The organism is Thiohalophilus sp. (assembly GCF_034521165.1).
GTDB lineage: Bacteria > Pseudomonadota > Gammaproteobacteria > UBA6429 > Thiohalophilaceae > Thiohalophilus.
The window spans coordinates 156,686-177,625 of record NZ_JAXHMV010000013.1; the positions used below are offsets into that span (position 1 = coordinate 156,686).

Consider the following 20,940-nt stretch of genomic DNA (forward strand, 5'->3'; position numbering starts at 1 on the left):
AGCGGTATGGGGCGTTACCCTGTCAAAGAAAGGCTGCGCCACATAATCAACTGCCTGTACAGAATTATTCAACTCTGCGTTCTCCGCGCCTTTGCGTTCTTTGCGTTTATTTCCAGTGACCAGAAGAAAGTGGCCCCTTCTATGAGGACGACGGTTTTAAAAGACGGTGTAGGCGTCGAAGACCGGCCCATCCACGCAGACCCGTTTCATCGCCGGGCCGGTGTCGGTGTTGACCTGTACCACGCAGCCGGCGCAGCCGCCGACGGCACAGGCCATGAACTCTTCCAGCGAGACCTGGCAGGGCAGGTCGTATTCCTTAGCCAGTCTGGCGACCGCTTCGAGCATGGGATGGGGGCCGCAGCTGAAGATTTCCACTTCACGGCGTTCTTCCTCTGACAGGGCATCGAGCCAGTGGCGGGCGAGATCGGTGACGTAGCCGTCATGGCAACCGGGATACCCCTTTGTGCTGGTCAATCGCGAGGGGATGTTCCACTGCTCGATCAGCGGCATGGCCGCGATGACCCCCTCGGGCATACCGGGGACGATAAATTCCGACGGCCGGCTTTCGAACGGGAACGGGACTTCCGAACCCAGGATCATGAACGGTTGATAGGTTTTATCGTTGCGCAGGGCATCGGCGCAGAAGATCATCGGCGGCATGCCGACCCCGCCGCCGATCAAAAGCGGCCGGGGTCTGTTTTGATGAAACTCGAACGGTTTTCCGATCGGGCCCATCAGGTTCAGCGTCTCGCCGATCGGGTTCTGTGCCAGCAGCGCGGTGCCTTCGCCGAAGACTTTATACAGCAGATCGACATAGCCCTTCTGGGCATCGACCCGCATGATGGAAATGGGCCGGCGCATGGGGCGCTGGGCGTTGACGCTCAGGTGCACGAAGCTGCCGGGCAGGGCGTGGGCGGCAATCTGTGGCGCCTGCAGGCGCAGGGTGTATTGATCGCCGGCGTGGTTGTCGTGCGCGAGGATTTCGGCTTCTTCGACAAAAATGGTATCGCGATGGGCTTTGGCAGCGGTCACTGATTCACCTGATAAACGGACTGGCCGGCCAGCAGGGTTTGGCTGACCCGGCCCTGCATTTCCCAGCCGAGAAACGGCGTGTTTTTTCCGCAGCTGGCGAGGGTGTTGTAATCCACGGTCCAGCGCTCCTGCGGATCGAAGATGCAGACATCGGCGCGATCGCCGACGCCCAGGCGTCCGCCGTCGATACCGAGAATCCGGGCCGGCTCACTGGTGATGCGGGCGATGGCCTCGGACAGGGACAGGACCTTTTCCTCGGCCAGGCGCAGGGTCAGCGGCAGCAGGGTCTCCAGCGCCGAGATGCCCGGATCGGTTTCACAAAACGGCGCCAGCTTGGCGTCGGCGTCGTGCGGCTGATGGCAGGAGCTGATGGCGTTGATCGTGCCGCTGCCCAACCCGGCGCGCAGGCCGTCCTTGTCCCGCTGGGTGCGCAGCGGCGGGATGACGTGACAGGCGCTGTTGAAATCGCCGAGATCCATCTCGGTGAGATAGAGCTGGTGGGCGGCCACGTCGATGGAGACCGGCAGGTTGTCGTGCCGGGCGCGGGTGATCTTCTGGATTGACTGGGCGCAGCTCAAATGCATGAAGTGGGCGCGCACGCCGGTCTGCTCGATCAGCATCAGATCGCGGGCCACGGCCACGGTCTCGGCCGACTCGGGAATACCGGGCAGGCCGAGGCGGGTGCTGATCGCTCCTTCGTGGGCGCAGCCTTTGTTGCTCAGCCAGGGATCGTTGGCGTAGATGAACACGGTCAGATCAAAATTGGCCGCGTACTCCAGCGCACGGCGATAGACCAGGGTGTTGTTCAGCGGGTTCAGGGCATTGCTGACCGCGATGCAGCCGCCTTCGCGCATGAGCTCTTCCATCTCGCTCAGGTGCTCGCCCTGCAGTTGCAGCGTCAGTGCGCCCAGGGTGACCACCCGGGCATAGCCGGCCTGGCGGGCGCGGTGATGGATCAGCTCGGAAACCGCGGGGGTGTCGATAATGGGATCGGTGTCCGGTTGCACGCACAAGGTGGTGATGCCGCCGGCGGCCGCGGCGCGGGTCTCGCTGGCAATGGTGGCCTTGTGTTCCTGGCCCGGTTCGCGCAGGCGGGCATTGAGATCCACCAGTCCGGGGATGACGATCTGATCGCTGGCATCGATCACCTGATCGGCCCCGAAGCCGTCGGGCGTCTGGTCGATGGCTACCACTTCGCCGTCGGCGATATACAGATCATGCTGTGCGTCGATGCCGTTGGCCGGGTCAATGAGGCGACCGCCCTTGATATGAATGCGCATCAGGCTTCGCCCTCCTCACCGGACGGTTTGCGTCCCAGGACCATCGACATGATGGCCATGCGTACCGCGATGCCGTTGCTGACCTGTTCGAGGATCACCGATTGCGGCCCGTCGGCGACACTGGATTCGATCTCCACGCCGCGGTTGATGGGACCGGGGTGCATGACGATGGCATCGGGTTTGGCCAGCGCCAGCTTCTCCTGGGTCAGGCCGTAGGTCTGGAAATATTCGAGTTCACTGGGCAGCAGCGCGCCGTCCATGCGCTCGCGTTGCAGGCGCAGCATGATCACCACGTCCACGTCCTTCAGTCCCTCGCGCACATCGTTATAGATGTGCACGCCCATCTGTTGCAGATAGGGCGGAATCAGGGTGCACGGGCCGATGGCGCGGATCTCCGGTACGCCCAGGGTGTTGAGCGCGTGGATTTGCGAGCGGGCCACCCGCGAGTGCATCAGATCGCCGACGATGGCCACCCGCAGCGCGGTGAAGTCGGGCTTGTGCTTGCGAATCGTGAATACATCCAGCATTGCCTGGGTTGGGTGGGCATGGCGTCCGTCGCCGGCGTTGATAATACTGATATGCGGCGCCACGTGCTGGGCGATGAAGTGCGCCGCGCCGCTTTGTTCGTGGCGCACTACGAACATGTCACAGTGCATCGCCTCCAGGTTATGCAACATATCCAGCAGGCTCTCGCCCTTGCTGGTGGAGGAAGTGTTGATGTTGATATTGAGCACGTCGGCGGAGAGGCGCTTGGCGGCCAGTTCGAAGGTGGTGCGGGTGCGGGTGCTGGATTCGAAGAACAGGTTGACGATGGTCTTGCCGCGCAACAGCGGGACTTTCTTGACCGGCTGGTTGCCGACGGTGACAAAGTTTTCGGCGGTATCGAGGATCTGGGTGAGGGTCTCGCGTTTGTGCCCTTCAATGGTCAGAAAATGGCGCAACTGGCCCTGACTGTCGCATTGAATATCCTGCCGCTTCATTTGCTCTCCTGTATTAACAACTCCAGCGGATCCGGCCCGGTCAGTTTGACATGCTGATGGGCCTCGAGGCTCAGGCGCTCGCCGGCCACGTCGGCGCAGATGGGCAGCTCACGGCCGCTGCGTTCCACCAGGGTGGCCAGGATGATCGAGGCGGGCCGGCCGTAGTCGAAGATTTCGTTCATGGCGGCGCGGATGGTGCGCCCGGTGTGCAGGACATCGTCGATCAGGACGATGTGCCGGTCATCGACCGAAAACGGCAGGTTGGACGGTTCTACCTGCGGATGCAGGCCGATGCGGGTGAAATCGTCGCGATAGAAGGTGATGTTGAGCGTGCCCAGCGGCTGTTCGGGCCGCAGTTGCCGATGAATCTGCTCGGCGATCCAGGCGCCCCCGGTGTGGATGCCGATAATGGCAGGATCGGTGATATGCCGTGAGTTAAGCAGGGATTGCAGATCGCTGGCCATCTGGCTCAGCAGGGTCTGGACGTCACGGCGTTCGCTCATGTTGTTCCGGGGTCAGTTGCTGGTCGAACCAGCTTTGCAGTATCAGTTGCGCGGCCACCTGATCGATATCTTCGGGTTCATTGCGGCCGGCTCCGTTGTGCGAGCGTTCTTCGAGCAGTTGTTCGGCCTCGTAGGAGGTCAGGCGCTCGTCGACCATCTCGACGGGCAGATTGTAACGCCCTTTGAGCTGATTACCAAAGCGTCTTGCGCGCCGGGTCATCTCCTGGTCTTCCCCTTCCAGGGTCAGGGGCAGGCCGACAATGAGCAAATCGGGCTGCCATTCGTCGATCAGCCGGGTAATGGCCTCCCAGTCGGGTTTGTCGGTCTTGCGGCTGAGGGTGGTCAGCGGGGCCACGCTGCGGGTGACTTCCTGGCCAACCGCCACGCCAATGCGCCGCAGGCCGTAATCGAACCCCAGCAGGGTTCTTGGTCGATCAGGGGGGCGATCAGGGGATCGATCAGGGGGGCGGTTAAGGGGCCGGTTCACGGATCGGCTCACGCGTGGCCCACGTCCGTCGACAGGGTGGCGATGTCCACGCCGAGTCCCGCCGCGGCGGCGCTCCAGCGTTTTTCCACCGGATACTCGAAAATGATCCGGCTGTCGGCCGGCCCGTTGAGCCAGCTGTTGGCGGCCAGCTCCTCTTCCAGCTGGCCCTCGCCCCAGCCGGCATAGCCCAGGGCGATCAGAAACTGCTCGGGTCCCACGCCGCCGGCGATGGCATCGATGATGTCCTGGGACATGGTCAGTCCTACCTCGTCGGTGATCTCCAGGGTGCTGTCCCATTCGCCCAGTGGCGTGTGCAGGACAAAGCCGCGCTCCAGCTGGACCGGGCCGCCCTGATAGATGGGCGTGTCGGCCAGTTCCGGCTCGGTCACCTCGATATCGAGCTGCTCGGCCAGATCGCTGAGCGTCAGATCGGTGGGCCGGTTGATGATGATACCCAGCGCACCCTGCGGGTTGTGCTCGCACAGATAGGTGACCGTGTGCTCGAAGTTGGGGTCCGCCAGGGTCGGCATGGCAATGAGAAAGTGGTTACTCAGTTGGGCGATGTAACTCATAAAATAAGTATCAGTCAGTGTCGATGATCAGGCAAGTGATGGTTAACGACTTAGCCCCAGATTTGATCCGCTTTTAAACTGCCAGACGCGGGGAATGTGCAGTACGTCGGTATCTTCCAGAATCTCCTCGGTCAACGGCGGGAACGGTGCCGACAGCCGGACGATGTTTTGCGCTGCCTCATCCAGCACCTCGTGACCGGAGGAGCGCAGCACCCGCACCGATTTGAGCGAGCCGTCCGGGTTGATCGCCACATCCAGTAGCAGATCGCCGGTGACATTATTGCGTACCGCCTCTTCAGGATAGTTGAGATTGCCGATGCGCTCGACCTTGGCGCGCCAGGCATCGAGATAGGCGGCAAAGCGGTGTTCGCGAGCCTTGGCGCCGCGCACATAGGTCTCGCGCGGGGTAATCTGATAGGCCTTTTTCATGTCGTCGATCTCGGCGCTGAGCCGGGCGATCTGCTGGCTGCGCTCGTAGAGCTGGGCGGCAGTGACCTCTTCGGGGATCGGCGGCTCTTTTTGCGGCTGGCGTTCGCTGGCGGTCTTTTCCGGCGCCCGGTTGGCGCTCATCACTTCCTGGGGCGTGTCCTGTTGTTCGCGCGGCGGCGGGGCCAGGGCCTGGCGGCTGTCGGGGGCCAGGCCGGATTCCTCGGTGGGGACGGGGTTGGAAAAGGGGCTGCTGTCGCGCACTTTCTCCTGCACATTGCCGCCGCCTTCCTGACTGGCCTGGGCCAGGTACTCGGCATCCTCCGGCTCGTCCTCGGATTCGTTATGCACCAGGGTGATTTCCATGGTGGTAATGGCGTCATTGTTAGCCAGATCGCTGAGATTGAAGCCGACACCGAGGATCACGATAGCGTGCACCGCCAGCGCGATGAACAGCGTCATGCCAAGCCGATCGGCGGCGCCTGCCGTCAGGGAATTGTTGCCAGTTACGTCAGCCATGCAGATGTTTTACCACTTTGTGCGTGATTATACCGTTGAGCAGGCCCAGCAACACGGCAAAGCTCAACAAAACCGGAAACAGTTTCCAGATCCCCGCGTGCGGGACGAACCACGCCCAGGCCAGCACGAACTGGCCGCTGATGTGCGCCAGCGCCGCCGCCACGCTGTAACCGACCGGGCCGAAGCCGCGCCCGGGCAGACGGGTCATGGGCCAGAGGATGAGCAGACTGGCCAGCGCTCCGGACAGGGACAGCATGAAGGTGGGCGATAAAAACGTGCCCAGCAGCAGACTGCCCACCAGCACTCGCAGCAGACTCACCCAGGCGGCCGTCGACCAGCCGTACAGGCACAGCACGCAGATCGTAATAATGTTGGCAAAGCCCGGCTTCAGCCCCGGCATCGGACTGGGCAGCAGCGCCTCCAGAATATGGATCGACACCGCCGCCGCCGCCAGCCAGGCGATGCGTTGATCTTCGACAGTGGGCTCTAACTCAAGTTTCAATGTTGGGATTATGCGGTAATTGAAAAAAAGAGCTTAACGCAGACAGGTGTAATGTTGAATTTTAAATGCTGAATTTTGAATTAACTCTTAACCACGCCAGTGGCTTGATAAATTTGCTTGATGTTCCCGCATTTTCTGGCATAAAAAATTCAAAACTTAAAATTCAACATTCAAAATTGCTTTTCGTGTCTCTGCGAGAGAAACTTTATCTTTCAAAAAGCCAGCGCGTCGAAGCGGCTTTCGCCGCCGTGGATCTGGATGTGGATGCCGTTGGGCAGGCAGGCCATGACATCGCCGGATTGTTGTTGCCAGCCGGCATGTATGCAGAACTGGCTGTTGCAGGGCGAGGACTTGAAGCGGGCGCGGCCGTGGTCGATTTCGATCACGCTGTCGCCGAGGTTGCCGGGTACCTGCACGGTGGTGTGCTGGTGCAGATCGTATTGTTTATACAGCGTGTTGCCCTGATAAACTTCCACGTGGGTGCCGGCCATGGACGGTTGCCAGGCAAAGTAATAGCTGCCGGCGACGAGGAGCAGAACCATGCCCAGCAGCAGTTTGTCGGCGAGGGTCATGGCAGTTTCTGAATGACGGGATCGGTTTGCAGATCGGACAGCTCAATCCGCTCGGCCATGGCCGGTGACAGATGCACCACGCCCTGTTTGTCGATCAGCATCACCTGTTCGACGCCCATGTTGCGGGCAATTTGCGGCCATTCTTCCGGCCCGGCGATGAACAGGGCGGTGGAAGCGGCATCGGCTGTGGCGCCGTCGTGATGTATCACGGTCACCGAGGTGGTCTGATCGGCCGGGTAGCCGGTGCGCGGATCCAGAATATGATGGTAACGCTTGCCGCCATATTCAAAATAGCGTTCATAGTCCCCCGAGGTGAACACGGCCTCGTTGTGCCGCACATCCAGCCGGGCGATGACACATTCGGCCGGGTTTTTGTCGTCGCACTCTTTGCGCGGATGACGAACGCCGATGCGCCAGGGGCGATCGCCATGGCGGCCGATCGCCATGAGATCGCCGCCGGCGTTGACCATGGCGTTGTCGATACCTTTTGATTGCAGATAATCGATGGAACGTTGCACGGCCTCGCCCTTGGCGATGGCGCCCATGTCCAGCCGCACGGCGGGATTGTCGTTGCTGATGCGCACGTTATCTACCTGAATGTCGCTCAGCTGCGGATTCTGGGCCAGCAACTCGTCGATCTCGTCCTGGCTGGGTGGAAAGTTGGCGAACAGATCTTCCTGATGAAAACCCCACAAGGCGATCAATTTACCCAGTGCCGGATTGAACAGTCCCTGGCTTTGTTCGGCCAGCTTGCGGGATTTTTCGATCAACGGCATGACCGAGATGTTGCCGGTGAATTCGCCGGTCATGCCCAGCAACTGGTTCATACGACCCATGGGTCCGGCACGCCAGGGATGCCAGGCTTCGTGCATGAAACTCAGATCCTCGGCCACGGCATCGATGGCCTGATTGGCTTTTTCTTCCTCGACATCCCACAGGGTGATGGTCACCAGGGTGCCGAACACCATCATGGTGGTCTTGTGTTCCTGCGGTTCGCTCTGGCAACCGGCCAGCAGAACGGAAAAGAAAAGCGTGATCAATAAAACGGTACGACGTGGCATGCTCATGACTATCGGTTTAAATGTTGTTCGATACTTTGCATTAACTGATCGGCGATATTCAGATCGTATAGTTCATCCAGTTCGCGAATACAGGTCGGCGAGGTGACGTTGATCTCGGTCAGATAATCGCCGATTACATCCAGTCCGACGAAGATCAGGCCCTTGTCGCGTAATACCGGGGCCACCTGTTGGCAGATACGGTAATCGTTGTCACTTAAAGCTACGCCCGCACCGCGTCCGCCCACGGCCAGGTTGGCGCGGGTCTCGCCGGCGGCCGGGATGCGCGCCAGGGCATAGGGGATCGGTTCGCCGTCGATCAACAGGATGCGCTTGTCACCCTCGGTGATTTCGGGAATAAAGCGCTGCGCCATGATCAACCGCTGTCCGTGGCGGGTCATGGTCTCCAGAATAACGCCGGTATTAAGACCGGCCTGTTGCAGACGAAACACCGAACTGCCACCCATGCTGTCGAGCGGTTTGACAATAATGTCCCCGTGCTTGTTCAAAAACTCGCGCAGTTGCGCCGGCTGGCTGCTGACCAGGGTCGGCGGCATGCAGTCGGCAAACCAGGCGGTGAACAGTTTTTCATTGGCGTCGCGCAGGCTCTGCGGTTTGTTGACCACCAGCACACCGCGCGCCTCGGCCAGTTCGAGCAGGTGCGTGGCATACAGAAAATCGAGATCGAACGGCGGGTCCTTGCGCATCAGGATGACATCCAGCTCGTCCAGCGCCAGTGCCTGTTCGCTGCCCAGTTCGTACCAGTTATCGGGATCGGCCTGCACGGTCAAAGGCCGGCTGCGGGCACCGGGGCGATTGCCATCGAGATAGAGATCGGGCTGCTCCATGTAATGCAGCTGCCAGCCCAGCCGGCTGGCGGCCAGCAGCATGGCCAGAGTGGAATCCTTTTTGTAGTTAATGGCCCCGATGGGGTCCATGACCACGCCGAGCTTGATAGTCATGGGATCAGGCGTGCTCGGCGTATTCGCGGGCGGCGGCCAGCAGGGCCAGGCGGGCGATCACCCCGTAGGCATAGAAGCGATTGGGATCGGCGTCCGGTGCCTTGCTCTCGTCCGGGACGTTACAGGTTTCGGCAAAGGCGAGCGGTTCGAAATGCATGCCCGGGGCGTTGAGGTTCTCGTTGGCGCCGCGTTCCTTGTGCACGCGATAGAAGCCGCCGACCACGAAGTGATCCAGCATATAGACCACCGGTTCGGCCACCGCCTGCTGATCGCCCCAGGTTTCGAAGGTGTAGACCCCCTCCTGCATGATCACCTGGGTCACGGCCTGACCGCCCTTGCTCTTGGACATGCGGGTGCGCTGCTTGCGATTGAGCTCCAGGGCCTCTTCGGCTGACTGCACCGCCATAATGCCCATGCCGTAGGTGCCGGCGTCGGCCTTGATGATGACATAGGGCGGTTTGTCGATGTTGTATTCATCGTACTTGGCCTGAATGTCGGCCAGCAGGCGCGTGACGTTTTTGTGCAGGCACTCTTCGCCCTCGCGTTTCATGAAGTTGATCTCGCCGCAGTTGCGAAACAGGGGGTCGATCAGCCAGGGATCGATCTCGGCCATGGCGGCAAATTCGCTGGCGACCCTGCGATAATGGGCAAAGTGTTCGGACTTGAGGCGATCGGCCCAGCCCAGGTTGAGCGGCGGGATCACTTTCTGTTCCAGTTCTTCGAGCAGATCCGGCCGGCCGCCGGACAGATCGTTATTGAGCAGGGCGACACAGGGATCGAAATCCCCGATCTTCAATCGGTCGCCGTCGCGCTCGGGTTTTTCCAGCAGCACCTCGCGTCCGGAAGGCAGCTTGATGGTCTGTGGCAGATCCATATCCTCAGTGAGACTGGCAACACGGACCTCGAAACCGCCCTTGCGCAGGATATCCGTCAGCGTCGCGACACTTTCCATATAATAAGTGTTGCGGGTGTGGCTTTCGGGAATCAACAGGACCTTGGCGGCATCGGGGCAGACCCGTTCCACGGCCGCCTGGGCCGCCTGAATACAGAGCGGCATGAAGGCCTCGTTGAGATTGTTGAAGCCGGCCGGGAACAGGTTGGTGTCGACCGGCGCCAGCTTGAAACCGGCGTTGCGCAGATCCACCGAGGCGTAAAACGGCGCCGGGGTCTTGAGCCACTCGCTGCGAAACCAGGCTTCGATATGGGCCTGGTGAGTCAGCAGATGGGACTCGATGTCGTGTAGTGGACCCGACAGGGCGGTGGTCAGATGGGGAACGGCATGCAGATGTTCAACACTCATGGATTTTCTCACTGGCTTTTCACAACCTCAATATAGTGAAATACTACCCCAACTTGGCGCCGGGCGCAGGCCCATCCGTCCCCGGTGAATCAATAACAAAATAAAGTATCGACAGAACCTGCCGTTATAAGCTGGAACATGTCCCTGAGGACTGCATTCTCCTGATCCGGAGTCCGGGTAACCGTTAGGCGCAGATGAAATTATTGAGAAAATATACGGACTTATGGATTGTTTCTCAAATCTGTGTTAAATATCTGCAACGCTGGACTATACTGGGTTTATGAGAATGAGAACAATTTCCAAATTCGTCCAGCCATACAACGCAGGTGGATACAGGTGTTGGCAGAGCAAGCAATGACAGACAGTTATGAAGGTCTCAAGGTCCTGGTCATCGATGACAGCAAGACAATCCGCCGGACCGCCGAGACACTGTTAAAAAAAGTGGGGTGTGAGGTCATCACCGCCGAGGACGGCTTTGAAGCCCTGTCCAAGATAGCGGATACCCATCCGGACATTATATTTGTCGATATTATGATGCCCCGACTCGACGGTTATCAGACCACGGCCCTGATCAAGAACAACAAGGTTTTTCGGCAGACCCCGGTGGTCATGCTGTCCAGCAAGGACGGTCTGTTCGATCGGGCGCGCGGGCGCATCGTCGGCTCGGAACAATACCTGACCAAGCCTTTTACCAAGGAAGAGCTGCTCGGGGCGATCAAGTCCCTGGTCCTGGAATAAGCTGGTGGCAACGGGATGTTGAGCAAGATAAAGTCAAGTTTTTCAGGAGGTTAAGCGAGATGGCGCGGATATTGATTGTCGATGACTCCCCGACCGAGACCCATGTGCTCAAGGGAGTGTTGGAGAAAAATGGCCACCAGGTCGATGCGGTGGATAATGCCGAGGCGGGTATCGCCCACACCAGGGAGACGCGCCCTGATCTGGTGCTGATGGATGTGGTGATGCCGGGGATGAACGGTTTTCAGGCGACCCGCGCGCTGAGCAAGGATCCCGACACCCAGAATATTCCGATCATTATCGTGACCACCAAGGATCAGGAAACCGATCGCGTCTGGGGGATGCGCCAGGGCGCCCGGGATTACATCACCAAGCCGGTGGACGAGACGGAACTCAATAACAAGATCAACGCCGTTCTGGGCGGTTGAGCGCGATGGCGGCGGTTCAGAGCCAGGCGTCGTTTGCACTGCTGCAGGAGATCGAAACCCGCAGTCAGCAAAAAGCGCTGGGGCTGCCGCAGAAGCTCGAGGTCCGCCGGACCTGGTCGGGCATCGGGTTTCGTATCGGCGAGCAGTATCTGGTTTCGCCCACCGATGAGGTACTGGAAATCCTCAAATATCCGCCGTTGACCCGGGTGCCCAGCGCGCTGTCCTGGGTCAAGGGGATCGCCAATGTCCGCGGGAGTCTGGTACCGGTGATGGACCTCAAGGCGTTTCTCGGTGATGAGCCGATCAAACTGGCCCGCGAGTCGCGGGTCCTGGTGATCCAGCAGGGCGGCTTTACCAGTGGCCTGCTGGTGGAAGAAGTGCTGGGGATGCGTCATTTTTTTGAAGAAGAACGCAGTCAACAGCTGCCGGGGGTTTCCGAGAATCTGGCGCCGTATCTCGGCGGGGCGTTCAAACAGGGGAATCAGCTCTGGGGTATTTTCGATATGCGTAACCTGGCGAAAAGCCCCCGGTTTATGGAAGTCGCCTCACGCGGTTAGAGGTGTCATGCAACAGCCTGTTCCGGCAAGGCGAGACGGGGCTGGACAACGAAAACAATGCCGGCAGGCACGAATGCGATGGCAGGAGTAAAGCAATGAAATTCAAAGGTCTCACTCTTAAAGGAGAAATACCGACAGGCCGTCTGATCGCGCTATTGGGATTTGCGCTGCTGGCGTCGGTATTGCTCATGGGCGGGAGCTTCTTCCTTAACGCCCAGAAAGAAGCGCAAGACGTGGAATACATCAACCGTACCGGTGGTCAGCGGGTTCTCTCGCAGGAGATTGCCAAGTTCGCCAGCCAGGCGGCGCGCGGTGAACTGGATGCCTTCCCGAAACTCTCCCGGGTGCGTAACCAGTTCGAGGATATTGTCCGCTGGCAATCACAACGGACCCCGCCGGAAGCCCGTGCCGAGCTGAACGAGCTGAACAAGTCCTGGCAGCAGTATCGCAATAACGTGGATGTTATTTTGAAAAACCGCGACGTGGTGACCACCATGCGCGAACATATCCAGAACATCAACGAACAGATTCCGAACCTGCTGGCGCTGTCCGACGAGGTGGTCGCGACCATGACCGAACAGCAGGCCCCGGCGGATCAGGTCTATATCGCCACCCGCCAGTTGATGTTGACCCAGCGTATTCACAGTAACGTTAACCGGGTCCTGGCCGGGGGCGAGGAAGCGGTGACCGCCGCGGACCGTTTCGGTCGGGATGCCGCATTGTTCGGTCGGGTTATCGAGGACATGTTGCGCGGTAATCGCAACATGGGCATTCGACGCATCACCGACCCCGCCTCGCGCGAGAAGCTGGAGCAGGTGCGGGAACAGTTCCGTTCACTGCGCAGCCAGGTCGGCGGGATTCTGGAGCGTTCACCGGAAATGTTCGACGTCTCCAATGCGGCCGAAGGGGTGCTCAACCAGTCCGATATGGTGCTGGCCAACATCGAGCAACTGGGTGATGCCTACACCAGTGCAATCAAGCTGCGCTACGAGACCCTGCTGGTTTATGCCTTCGCGGCGTTGACCCTGGTGCTGTTGATTCTGATGGGGATTCTCTACTGGCGCGATTCGCGTAAACGATTGCAGGAGATCGAGCAACAGCGTTCGGAGATCGCCCAGACCAACGCGCAGAACCAGGAAGCGATCCTGCGACTGCTGGATGAAATGGGTGACCTGGCCGACGGTGACCTGACCGTGAACGCAACGGTCACCGAGGACATTACCGGCGCCATTGCCGACTCCATCAACTACGCCATCGACGCCCTGCGCGGCCTGGTATCGGCGATCAACGATACCACCCAGCAGGTTTCCTCGGCGGCGCAGCAGACCCAGGCGACCGCCATGCATCTGGCCGAGGCCTCGGACCATCAGGCCCAGCAGATCACCGGCGCCAGTACCGCGATTAACGAAATGGCGGTCTCCATCGAAGGCGTATCCAATAACGCGACCGAACTGGCTGACGAAGCCCAGCGCGCGGTACAGATTGCGGGCAAGGGTTCCGACGCGGTGCAACGCACCATCCACGGGATGGACACCATCCGCGAGCAGATTCAGGAAACCTCCAAACGTATCAAGCGTCTGGGTGAATCCTCGCAGGAAATCGGTGACATCGTGGAACTGATCAACGACATCGCCGAGCAGACCAACATCCTGGCTCTGAACGCCGCCATCCAGGCGGCCATGGCCGGTGAAGCGGGCCGCGGTTTTGCGGTGGTTGCGGACGAGGTACAGCGACTGGCGGAACGCTCCGGTGACGCGACCCGGCAGATCGATGCCCTGGTAAAAGCGATCCAGTCGGACACCAACGAAGCGGTGGCGTCGATGGAAGAAAGTACCGCCGGGGTAGTTCACGGGGCCAAGCTGGCCCAGGACGCCGGTACCGCCCTGGAAGAAATCGAATCGGTCTCCAGCAATCTGGCGGAACTGATCGAGCACATCTCCAATGCGGCGAAACAGCAGGCGACAGCGGCCACCAACATTTCCGACACCATGAACGTCATTCAGGAGATCACCACCCAGACCTCGGCCGGGACCAACGAGACCGCGGCTTCCATCGGGAACCTGGCCGAACTGGCGAACGAACTGCGCCATTCCGTTGCCGGCTTCCGCCTGCCGCAGCAATAAGCGCGCGCCGTACGGGAGGAAGATCGATTGACGGCTGTGCAGAACAAACCGTTGCCGGACATGCCCCCATCCATGCAAATGGATGAGGATCAGTTCGGCCGCTGGGCTGCCCTGCTGGAAGAGCGTACCGGGATACATCTGTCCGAGCGGCGCCGCTCCTTCCTGATTTCCAGCCTGAACATTCGTATGCGCGAGCTGGGGCTGGATGATTACGAAGCTTATTTCCAGTATCTGACGACCGGCACTCGCGGTGCAGTGGAATGGGAGATTCTGGTCGATCGCCTGACCGTGCACGAAACCCGTTTCTATCGCGATGATCAGGCGCTCAGCGTGGTGCGTCGCCATGCCCGTGAATGGCTGGAACAACATGCCGGCGAACGCGAGCGTTTTGAACTGTGGAGTGTCGGCTGTGCCACCGGTGAAGAGGCCTATTCACTGGCAATTTTGCTCGATGATCTGTTCACCCGCAGTGGCAGCCAGGCGTATCTGGGCATTACGGCGACCGACGTCAGCACGGCGTCTTTGAGCGCGGGGCGCAAGGGCCTCTATCATCGCAACCGGATCAAGAATCTGCCCGAGGCATTACAGTCGCACTATTTTGAAAGTGTCGATGAGCAACACGTACAGGTTATCCCCGCGCTTCAGCAGCGGGTCTGTTTTATGCGCCAGAATCTGTTGGAGCTGGAACAGGCGCGCATGGGGCAAATGGATATTATTTTTTGTCAGAATGTGCTGATCTATTTCCCGCGCGAACGGCGCCTACAGATTCTCGATTACCTGGTAGAACATCTCAAACCGGGTGGTCTGCTGGTCCTGGGCGCCGGCGAGATCATTGACTGGCAGAATCCGCACGTCTACAGCGAAAGCTTTCAGGGCGTACTTGCCTATCGGCGGGTTGCACAGGAGTTCGGAGCATGAGTGTGGATAACGGACTCGATCTCAACACCTTGAGCTGGGTTAAATCGGAACTGGACGATACCCTGGGGCAGGCGCGTTCCTCGCTCGAGGTGTTTGTCGAGGACGAGGCCGACGAAACCCAGCTGCAATTTGTCAAAAACTATCTGCACCAGGTCTACGGAACCCTGCAGATGGTCGAGTTGTACGGTGCCGCCCTGGCCGCCGAGGAAATGGAAAAACTCACCGACAGCCTTCTGGAAGGCAAGATCGGTAACCGCAATGATGCCTTTGAGGTGTTGATGCGGGGTATCCTGCAACTGCCCGATTATCTCGATCATCTGCTGGCCGGCCATCATGACATGCCGATGGTCTTGCTGCCGCTGCTCAATGATCTGCGCGCGGCCCGTGGTGAGGCCCTGCTTTCCGAAAATGCGCTGTTCAATCCCGATCTGGCGGTCAAGGCACCGTCGAATGAGACGATCACCGGCGAAAACATCAGCGATCTGACCCGCAAGCTGCGGCATAACTATCATCTGGGGTTACTGGGCTGGTTCCGGGATCGCGACAGTGATGCCTCGCTGGCACGCATTGCCGAGGTGATCGACACCCTGCGCGAATCAGCTACCGAAGAAGAGATCAATCGTCTGCTGTGGGTGGCCGGCGGTCTGGTGGAAAGTCTGCGTCAGGGCGGTCTGGACAGTAATGTCTCTATCAAGCTGTTGCTCGGACAACTGGATCGCCAGTTCAAGAAAATCATCGACAACGGTGTGACCGCGCTCAGTCATGAACCGCCTGCCGAGTTGTTGAAGAACCTGCTGTATTACGTGGCCAATTCCCGCTCGGAAGGCGACCTGACCCGTGAGATTAAACAGGCCTTCAACCTGGAAGATGTGCTGCCGGATACCAGCACCCTGGAACGGGCGCGTGCCGATCTGACCGGTCCCAACGCGCAGTTGATGCATACCGTCTCCACGGTGCTGCTTGAGGATCTGACCCGGATCAAGGATAACCTGGATCTGTTCGTGCGCGCCGAAGAGCGGCATATTGATGAACTCAAACCCCTTTGCGCCACGCTCAAACAGATGGGCGATACCCTGGGTATGCTGGGGCTGGGGGTGCAGCGTAATGTGCTCAACGAACAGCTCGAGATCCTCGAGGCGATGGTCAACGGCGAACGCGAGGTCGATGACAATACCCTGATGGACATGGCCGGGGCAATGCTGTCGATCGAGAATTCACTGGGTGAAATGGCGACAGCCCGGGCTGCTAACGAAGAATATGATGAATCGGCCGACAAGACCCAGAGCGCCGAGCGCTTGCAGGGGGTCGAACGACAGAAACTGCTGCAAACCGTTATCGAGCAGGCCAAGATCGAACTGGCCAGGGTCAAGGAGTCACTCAGCGATTTCAGCCGCAAGCCGGGTAATCGCGAGGTCCTTGATAACGTGCCGCAGATTCTCGAACAGATTCGCGGCAGTATCCTGATCCTCGATCTGGAGCGGGCCGCCGGCCAGCTGCACCGAATCAATGGTTATATTCACCGCTTGCATAGCGGCGAGGCGGGCGCCGATGAAGACAGCATGGAGCATCTGGCCGATGCGATCAGCAGCATCGAGTATTATCTTGAATCGCTGGCCGGCAAGTGGGGCAATCCCGATGCCATTCTCGAGGTGGCCGAACAGAGCCTGGCCAAACTCGAACAGGGTGGCGTCGCGCCGTCGACCCCCCCCGGTCCTGCGCCGGCGGCCGATAACACCCAGCCGGATCTGGCAATTCCCGAGGATCTCGAATCCGGTCCGGTGGATGAAGATACACTGGTGGATCTGCCGGCTCCCGGGGAGGACGACTCCCTGCAACTCGAACTGGATGACGAGACTGCCAGCGAGGAAGAGGACTCCCTGACCCTGCAGATCGAACAACCCGAGCTGGAGGAGCCGGATCGCGAAGAACAGATCCTGGCCAACAGCACCGATGACACCCTCAACGATCTGCAGCAGGAGGAGGAGATCTCCCTCAGCTCGCCGTTACCCGAAGCCGCTGACGATGACGACGATGAACAGAGCATCGTTCTGGAAACGCTCGATGATCTCAACGTCAACTTCGATAACCTGGACGATATCGGCCTGGAAAGCGATACGGGCGGCCAGGCCGATGCCCTGAGTTTAGAGGCATCGGACTCGGCACAATTCGATCTGGGCGAGCTTGCTGCGGAGTTCGAAGAGGGTGGCGAACCGGCTGGTGACGAGGCAGCGTCGGGGATAAGTGCGGCCGAACCGGCGCCAGAAGTGGAAGCGGAACCGGAACCGGAAACGGAAACGGAACCGGAATTAGAACCCGAACCCGCTACTTCGTTCGAAGCCGAAGCCGTAACCTCGTCAGCGAGTCTAAGTGCGCCGGCCATCGATGAGGTCGATGACGAGATCATTGAAATCTTCATGGAAGAGGCTGAAGAAGAACATGCCAATATCCAGCGGTTGTTACCGCAATGGATCAACAATCAGCAGGATGAAGCCGCGCTCAAGGATCTGCGCCGCTCTTTCCATACCCTCAAAGGCAGCGGCCGACTGGTCGGTGCCAGCGATGTCGGTGAATTTGCCTGGGCGTTTGAAAACATGCTCAACCGGGTGATCGACAAGACCATTACTCCGGGCCCGGAAATGTTTCAGGTTCTCGAACGGGCCGAGCAAGCCCTGCCCGAGATGTTTGCCCTGTTTGCCAAAAAAGAACGGCCACCGCAAAGCCTCCTGGCATTGATGGAATATGCCGACACCCTCCGCCAGGGAAAGCCGGTCGTGCTGGAGGACGCCGCTGAACCAGCGGCACCCGGGGTCGATCAGGCGTCAGAAGCGGAACCGGAACCGGAACCGGAAACGGAAACGGAAGCAGAAAAGGAACCGGAATTCGAAGCCGAAGTGCCGCAGGCAGAGAGGGCGGAAGCCGAAACCGAAGCGCCTGAATCTCCCGTCGCTGCGGAAGAACCGTCGGCGGTTGAGCAAAGCGAAGCCGAGGAGGCGGAACCGGAGATCGATCCGGTCCTGCTGGATATCTATCGCAAGGAAGTGGCCACCCATCTGGCCACCCTGGAAAGCTATATCCAGGGCTGGCATGCCAACCAGGATCGCAGTGCCAGCAATGATTTGCTGCGGGCCCTGCACACCCTGACCGGCAGTTCCCGCACCACCGGTATTACCCCGGTTTCCGAGCTGTGCAGCCTGTTCGAAAAATACACCAAGGAATTGCAGCAATATCATCAGCCGGTGGATGCCACCGCCGTTGGGGTGCTGGAAGAGCTGCACACCTTTGTCACCCGGGTGCTGGATCTGATCGAGCAGCCCGGGGCTGAGCTGCCGGATAGCAGCGGGTTAATGCACGCCATCCAGTCGCTATTGGATAACTTTGTGCCGCCGGATTCCAGCGCCTCTTTGCAGGAGTTACAACAACCCGAACCTGAACCCGCCGAGCCCGCTGCGGCGGCGCCGCAGGGCCCGCCGCCGGATTATGACGAGGAGTTGCTCGAGATCTTCATCGAAGAAGGTGAGGAGATCCTGGAGCAAAGCGATAACACCCTGTTGCAGTGGCGCGATGAACCGGATAACCAGGAACTGATCGAGGCCCTGCAGCGTCAGCTGCATACGCTCAAGGGCGGGGCGCGCATGGCCGGGGTGACCGAAATCGGCGATCTGGGACACAGCATCGAATCCATGCTGACCGCGGTCGTCGATGGTCATATGCCGGTTTCCCAGCCGATGTTCGGACTCATGCAACGGGCCCAGGATCGCCTGGTCGGCATGCTGGAGAAGGTCAAGGAAAACCAGCGTCCGCTGCCGGCCGAGGATCTTATTCTGGAGACCGACAGTCTGCTGGGACGCTCCGCTAAATCCGCACCCGCCGACGAGGCGTCGCCGGCCGAACAGGAAGATAGCGACGCGACAACCGCCATACCTGAGGCCGAAGAAGCCCCGGCCGAACAGGACGTGATTGATCTGGAAGAAAAGCCGGGCGTGGAGCTGGTCGAGGACACGGCTGAAACCGCCGAAGCCCCGGCCCCGGCGGCCGAACCACCGGCTCCGGCGGTCACCCGGGAACTGCAGGAAGAGGAGGATGATGGCTCGCGGGACCGGCGCAAAGCCTCGCGGGTGCAACACGAGCAAGTGCGGGTCCGCGCCGATCTGCTGGATAATCTGGTCAACTTTGCCGGCGAGGTCAGTATCTATCGTTCGCGCATGGAGCAGCAGACCAATGCGTTTCGCTTCAATCTGCAGGAGCTGGACGACACGGTCTCGCGTTTGCGCGAACAGCTGCGCAAGTTTGAAATCGAGGCGGAGACCCAGATTCAGTTCAAAAAAGAAGAACGCCTGGAAAAAGGCTATGACGATTTTGATCCTCTCGAGTTTGATCGCTTCACCCAGATGCAGCACCTGTCACGGGGGATGATGGAGAGTCTCAACGACCTGGACAGCATCAAGGGCATCCTGGGCAACGTGACCCGCGAATCGGAAACCCTGTTGCTGCAGCAGTCACGGGTCAACACCGAACTCCAGGAAGGGTTGATGCGTACCCGCATGGTGCCGTTTTCCGGTCAGGCGCCACGCCTGCGTCGCATCGTGCGCCAGACCGCCGACGAAATGAGCCGGCAGGTGGAATTGCAGATGCATGGCGTGGAATCGGAACTGGATCGCCAGGTGCTGGAGCGGATCATTCCGCCCATCGAACACATGCTGCGTAATGCTGTTGCCCACGGCATCGAAACACCGGAACAGCGTCAGGCCGCCGGTAAACCCGCCGCCGGGACCATCAACATGGCCCTCTCCCGTGAAGGTTCGGACATCATTATCCGCGTCAACGACGACGGCAAAGGCATCGATCTGCAGGCGATTCACAAAAAGGCCATCGAACGCGGCCTGCTCAGGTCGGAAGACAAAGTGACCAAGGAAACCCTGCTCAACATGATCATGCAGTCCGGCTTCAGTACCGCCGAGCAGGTGACCCAGATTGCCGGGCGGGGCGTCGGCATGGATGTGGTCAACAGCGAGATCAAACAGCTGGGCGGTCTGCTGGAGATTGATACCCATGAAGGTCAGGGCACCAGCTTTACCATCAGCCTGCCGCTGACCCTGGCGATCTCGCGCGCCCTGATGGTGTATGTCGGGGACGAGCTGTATGCCGTACCGCTGCTCAACGTGCAGGGTGTGGAACGAATCCGTGGCGCCGAGCTGCGTGAGTTGATGCAGAGCGAACATCCCGCCTACCACTGGGTCAATGAAGATTATGAACTGATGCATCTGGGCAATCTGCTGGGCGGGCAGGTGCCGCCACTGCCCGATGACGAGGAACGGGTTCCGTTGTTGCTGGTGCGCAGCGGTGACTATCGCGCGGCTATCCGGGTGGAAGGCCTGACCGGCAGCCGTGAAATCGTGGTCAAACCGGTCGGCCCGCAACTGAGTACACTGCGCGGTATCTCCGGTGCCACGATTATGGGGGACGGCGGGGTGGTCCTGATCCTGGATCTGGCCGTGCTGGTCCGCCTGGCCGCCGTGCAGAGTGAAGAAGATGTGATCGAACTCACGCCGGAAGCTCCGCCGGTAGCCCAAACCAGGCCGGTGGTCATGGTGGTGGACGACTCGATTACCGTACGCAAGGTGACCACGCGGCTGCTCGAGCGGAACGGCTTCGAAGTGGTGCAGGCCAAGGACGGTGTGGACGCGCTTGGTCAGCTGCAGGAAACCGTACCCGATGTCATGCTGCTGGACGTGGAAATGCCGCGCATGGACGGTTACGAACTGGCGGCGAACATGCGGGGCGATGCTCGAACCCAGGATGTACCGATTATCATGATCACATCCCGTACCGGCCAGAAACATCGACAACGGGCCCTGGATGTCGGTGTCAACATTTATATGGGGAAACCGTATAACGATGCCACATTGCTGGAAAATATCGACTCTTTGATCGGCAGCGAGGCATAGTTCAGTTCGATATTTTTTCGCCAGTTTTGCAGGGCAGGAGC

The 20,940-nt window shown here is 59.7% G+C and carries 18 protein-coding genes; 6 read left to right on the forward strand and 12 right to left on the reverse strand.

Annotated elements, in window-relative coordinates:
• Positions 1–156 precede the first annotated feature (156 nt).
• The 12 genes from U5K34_RS12880 to gshA form a co-directional block, all read right to left on the reverse strand.
• Positions 157–1,032 carry a dihydroorotate dehydrogenase electron transfer subunit gene (locus tag U5K34_RS12880; protein ID WP_322568801.1) on the reverse strand — a complete coding sequence of 292 codons (876 nt, stop codon included), beginning with the start codon at positions 1,030–1,032 and terminating at the stop codon, positions 157–159.
• On the reverse strand, positions 1,029–2,312 hold the full coding sequence (locus U5K34_RS12885; RefSeq protein WP_322568802.1) for a dihydroorotase: 1,284 nt from the start codon (positions 2,310–2,312) through the stop codon (positions 1,029–1,031). The genes U5K34_RS12880 and U5K34_RS12885 overlap by 4 nt, the downstream gene beginning before the upstream one ends.
• A complete protein-coding gene (locus U5K34_RS12890; RefSeq protein ID WP_322568803.1) occupies positions 2,312–3,292 on the reverse strand; it encodes an aspartate carbamoyltransferase catalytic subunit in 981 nt (326 codons plus the stop codon). Before U5K34_RS12890 ends, U5K34_RS12885 begins: the two co-directional genes overlap by 1 nt.
• On the reverse strand, positions 3,289–3,756 hold the full coding sequence (pyrR, locus tag U5K34_RS12895) for a bifunctional pyr operon transcriptional regulator/uracil phosphoribosyltransferase PyrR (RefSeq protein ID WP_416224100.1): 468 nt from the start codon (positions 3,754–3,756) through the stop codon (positions 3,289–3,291). Before pyrR ends, U5K34_RS12890 begins: the two co-directional genes overlap by 4 nt.
• 22 nt (positions 3,757–3,778) lie before the next feature.
• Entirely contained in the window at positions 3,779–4,282 is a 504-nt protein-coding gene (gene ruvX / locus U5K34_RS12900; protein ID WP_416224101.1) for a Holliday junction resolvase RuvX, read from the reverse strand.
• Between the two features lie 8 nt (positions 4,283–4,290).
• A complete protein-coding gene (locus tag U5K34_RS12905) occupies positions 4,291–4,854 on the reverse strand; it encodes a YqgE/AlgH family protein (RefSeq protein WP_322568806.1) in 564 nt (187 codons plus the stop codon).
• 42 nt (positions 4,855–4,896) lie between these two features.
• Positions 4,897–5,799: an energy transducer TonB gene (locus U5K34_RS12910; RefSeq protein ID WP_322568807.1), complete on the reverse strand. Its 903-nt coding sequence runs from the start codon at positions 5,797–5,799 to the stop codon at positions 4,897–4,899.
• Positions 5,792–6,301 carry a Gx transporter family protein gene (locus U5K34_RS12915; protein ID WP_322568808.1) on the reverse strand — a complete coding sequence of 170 codons (510 nt, stop codon included), beginning with the start codon at positions 6,299–6,301 and terminating at the stop codon, positions 5,792–5,794. The genes U5K34_RS12910 and U5K34_RS12915 overlap by 8 nt, the downstream gene beginning before the upstream one ends.
• Before the next feature lie 212 nt (positions 6,302–6,513).
• Positions 6,514–6,873: a NusG domain II-containing protein gene (locus U5K34_RS12920; protein ID WP_322568809.1), complete on the reverse strand. Its 360-nt coding sequence runs from the start codon at positions 6,871–6,873 to the stop codon at positions 6,514–6,516.
• On the reverse strand, positions 6,870–7,940 hold the full coding sequence (locus U5K34_RS12925; protein ID WP_322568810.1) for an FAD:protein FMN transferase: 1,071 nt from the start codon (positions 7,938–7,940) through the stop codon (positions 6,870–6,872). The genes U5K34_RS12920 and U5K34_RS12925 overlap by 4 nt, the downstream gene beginning before the upstream one ends.
• 2 nt (positions 7,941–7,942) lie before the next feature.
• A complete protein-coding gene (gshB, locus tag U5K34_RS12930; protein WP_322568811.1) occupies positions 7,943–8,893 on the reverse strand; it encodes a glutathione synthase in 951 nt (316 codons plus the stop codon).
• Positions 8,894–8,897: 4 nt separating this feature from the next.
• Complete coding sequence (gene gshA, locus U5K34_RS12935) at positions 8,898–10,193, reverse strand: glutamate--cysteine ligase (RefSeq protein ID WP_322568812.1); 1,296 nt, start codon at positions 10,191–10,193, stop codon at positions 8,898–8,900.
• 354 nt (positions 10,194–10,547) lie between these two features.
• On the opposite strand from gshA, the gene pilG reads away from it, so the two are divergent.
• The 6 genes from pilG (at position 10,548) to U5K34_RS12965 (ending at position 20,899) form a co-directional block, all read left to right on the forward strand.
• Complete coding sequence (pilG, locus tag U5K34_RS12940; RefSeq protein ID WP_322568813.1) at positions 10,548–10,931, forward strand: twitching motility response regulator PilG; 384 nt, start codon at positions 10,548–10,550, stop codon at positions 10,929–10,931.
• Between the two features lie 59 nt (positions 10,932–10,990).
• Positions 10,991–11,356, forward strand: a complete 366-nt coding sequence (locus U5K34_RS12945) for a response regulator (protein WP_322568814.1) — start codon at positions 10,991–10,993, stop codon at positions 11,354–11,356.
• A gap of 5 nt (positions 11,357–11,361) precedes the next feature.
• Positions 11,362–11,913, forward strand: coding sequence for a chemotaxis protein CheW (locus U5K34_RS12950; protein ID WP_322568815.1), 552 nt, complete (start codon positions 11,362–11,364; stop codon positions 11,911–11,913).
• A 95-nt stretch (positions 11,914–12,008) separates the two neighbouring features.
• The gene (locus tag U5K34_RS12955) at positions 12,009–14,036 is read left to right on the forward strand and encodes a methyl-accepting chemotaxis protein (protein WP_322568816.1); all 2,028 of its coding nucleotides are present in this window, start codon (positions 12,009–12,011) and stop codon (positions 14,034–14,036) included.
• A gap of 36 nt (positions 14,037–14,072) precedes the next feature.
• On the forward strand, positions 14,073–14,954 hold the full coding sequence (locus U5K34_RS12960; RefSeq protein WP_322568867.1) for a protein-glutamate O-methyltransferase CheR: 882 nt from the start codon (positions 14,073–14,075) through the stop codon (positions 14,952–14,954).
• Entirely contained in the window at positions 14,951–20,899 is a 5,949-nt protein-coding gene (locus U5K34_RS12965; protein WP_322568817.1) for an Hpt domain-containing protein, read from the forward strand. Before U5K34_RS12960 ends, U5K34_RS12965 begins: the two co-directional genes overlap by 4 nt.
• The last annotated feature ends 41 nt before the right edge of the window (positions 20,900–20,940 follow it).

Bases quoted from the DNA above. Each gene is read 5' to 3' on its own strand.
- U5K34_RS12885 (WP_322568802.1), bottom strand. From the start codon at position 2,312: ATGCGCATTCATATCAAGGGCGGTCGCCTCATTGACCCGGCCAACGGC.
- U5K34_RS12890 (WP_322568803.1), bottom strand. From the start codon at position 3,292: ATGAAGCGGCAGGATATTCAATGCGACAGTCAGGGCCAGTTGCGCCAT.
- pyrR (WP_416224100.1), bottom strand. From the start codon at position 3,756: ATGGCCAGCGATCTGCAATCCCTGCTTAACTCACGGCATATCACCGAT.
- U5K34_RS12905 (WP_322568806.1), bottom strand. From the start codon at position 4,854: ATGAGTTACATCGCCCAACTGAGTAACCACTTTCTCATTGCCATGCCG.
- U5K34_RS12910 (WP_322568807.1), bottom strand. From the start codon at position 5,799: ATGGCTGACGTAACTGGCAACAATTCCCTGACGGCAGGCGCCGCCGAT.
- U5K34_RS12920 (WP_322568809.1), bottom strand. From the start codon at position 6,873: ATGACCCTCGCCGACAAACTGCTGCTGGGCATGGTTCTGCTCCTCGTC.
- U5K34_RS12925 (WP_322568810.1), bottom strand. From the start codon at position 7,940: ATGAGCATGCCACGTCGTACCGTTTTATTGATCACGCTTTTCTTTTCC.
- gshB (WP_322568811.1), bottom strand. From the start codon at position 8,893: ATGACTATCAAGCTCGGCGTGGTCATGGACCCCATCGGGGCCATTAAC.
- gshA (WP_322568812.1), bottom strand. From the start codon at position 10,193: ATGAGTGTTGAACATCTGCATGCCGTTCCCCATCTGACCACCGCCCTG.
- pilG (WP_322568813.1), top strand. From the start codon at position 10,548: ATGACAGACAGTTATGAAGGTCTCAAGGTCCTGGTCATCGATGACAGC.
- U5K34_RS12945 (WP_322568814.1), top strand. From the start codon at position 10,991: ATGGCGCGGATATTGATTGTCGATGACTCCCCGACCGAGACCCATGTG.
- U5K34_RS12950 (WP_322568815.1), top strand. From the start codon at position 11,362: ATGGCGGCGGTTCAGAGCCAGGCGTCGTTTGCACTGCTGCAGGAGATC.
- U5K34_RS12955 (WP_322568816.1), top strand. From the start codon at position 12,009: ATGAAATTCAAAGGTCTCACTCTTAAAGGAGAAATACCGACAGGCCGT.
- U5K34_RS12965 (WP_322568817.1), top strand. From the start codon at position 14,951: ATGAGTGTGGATAACGGACTCGATCTCAACACCTTGAGCTGGGTTAAA.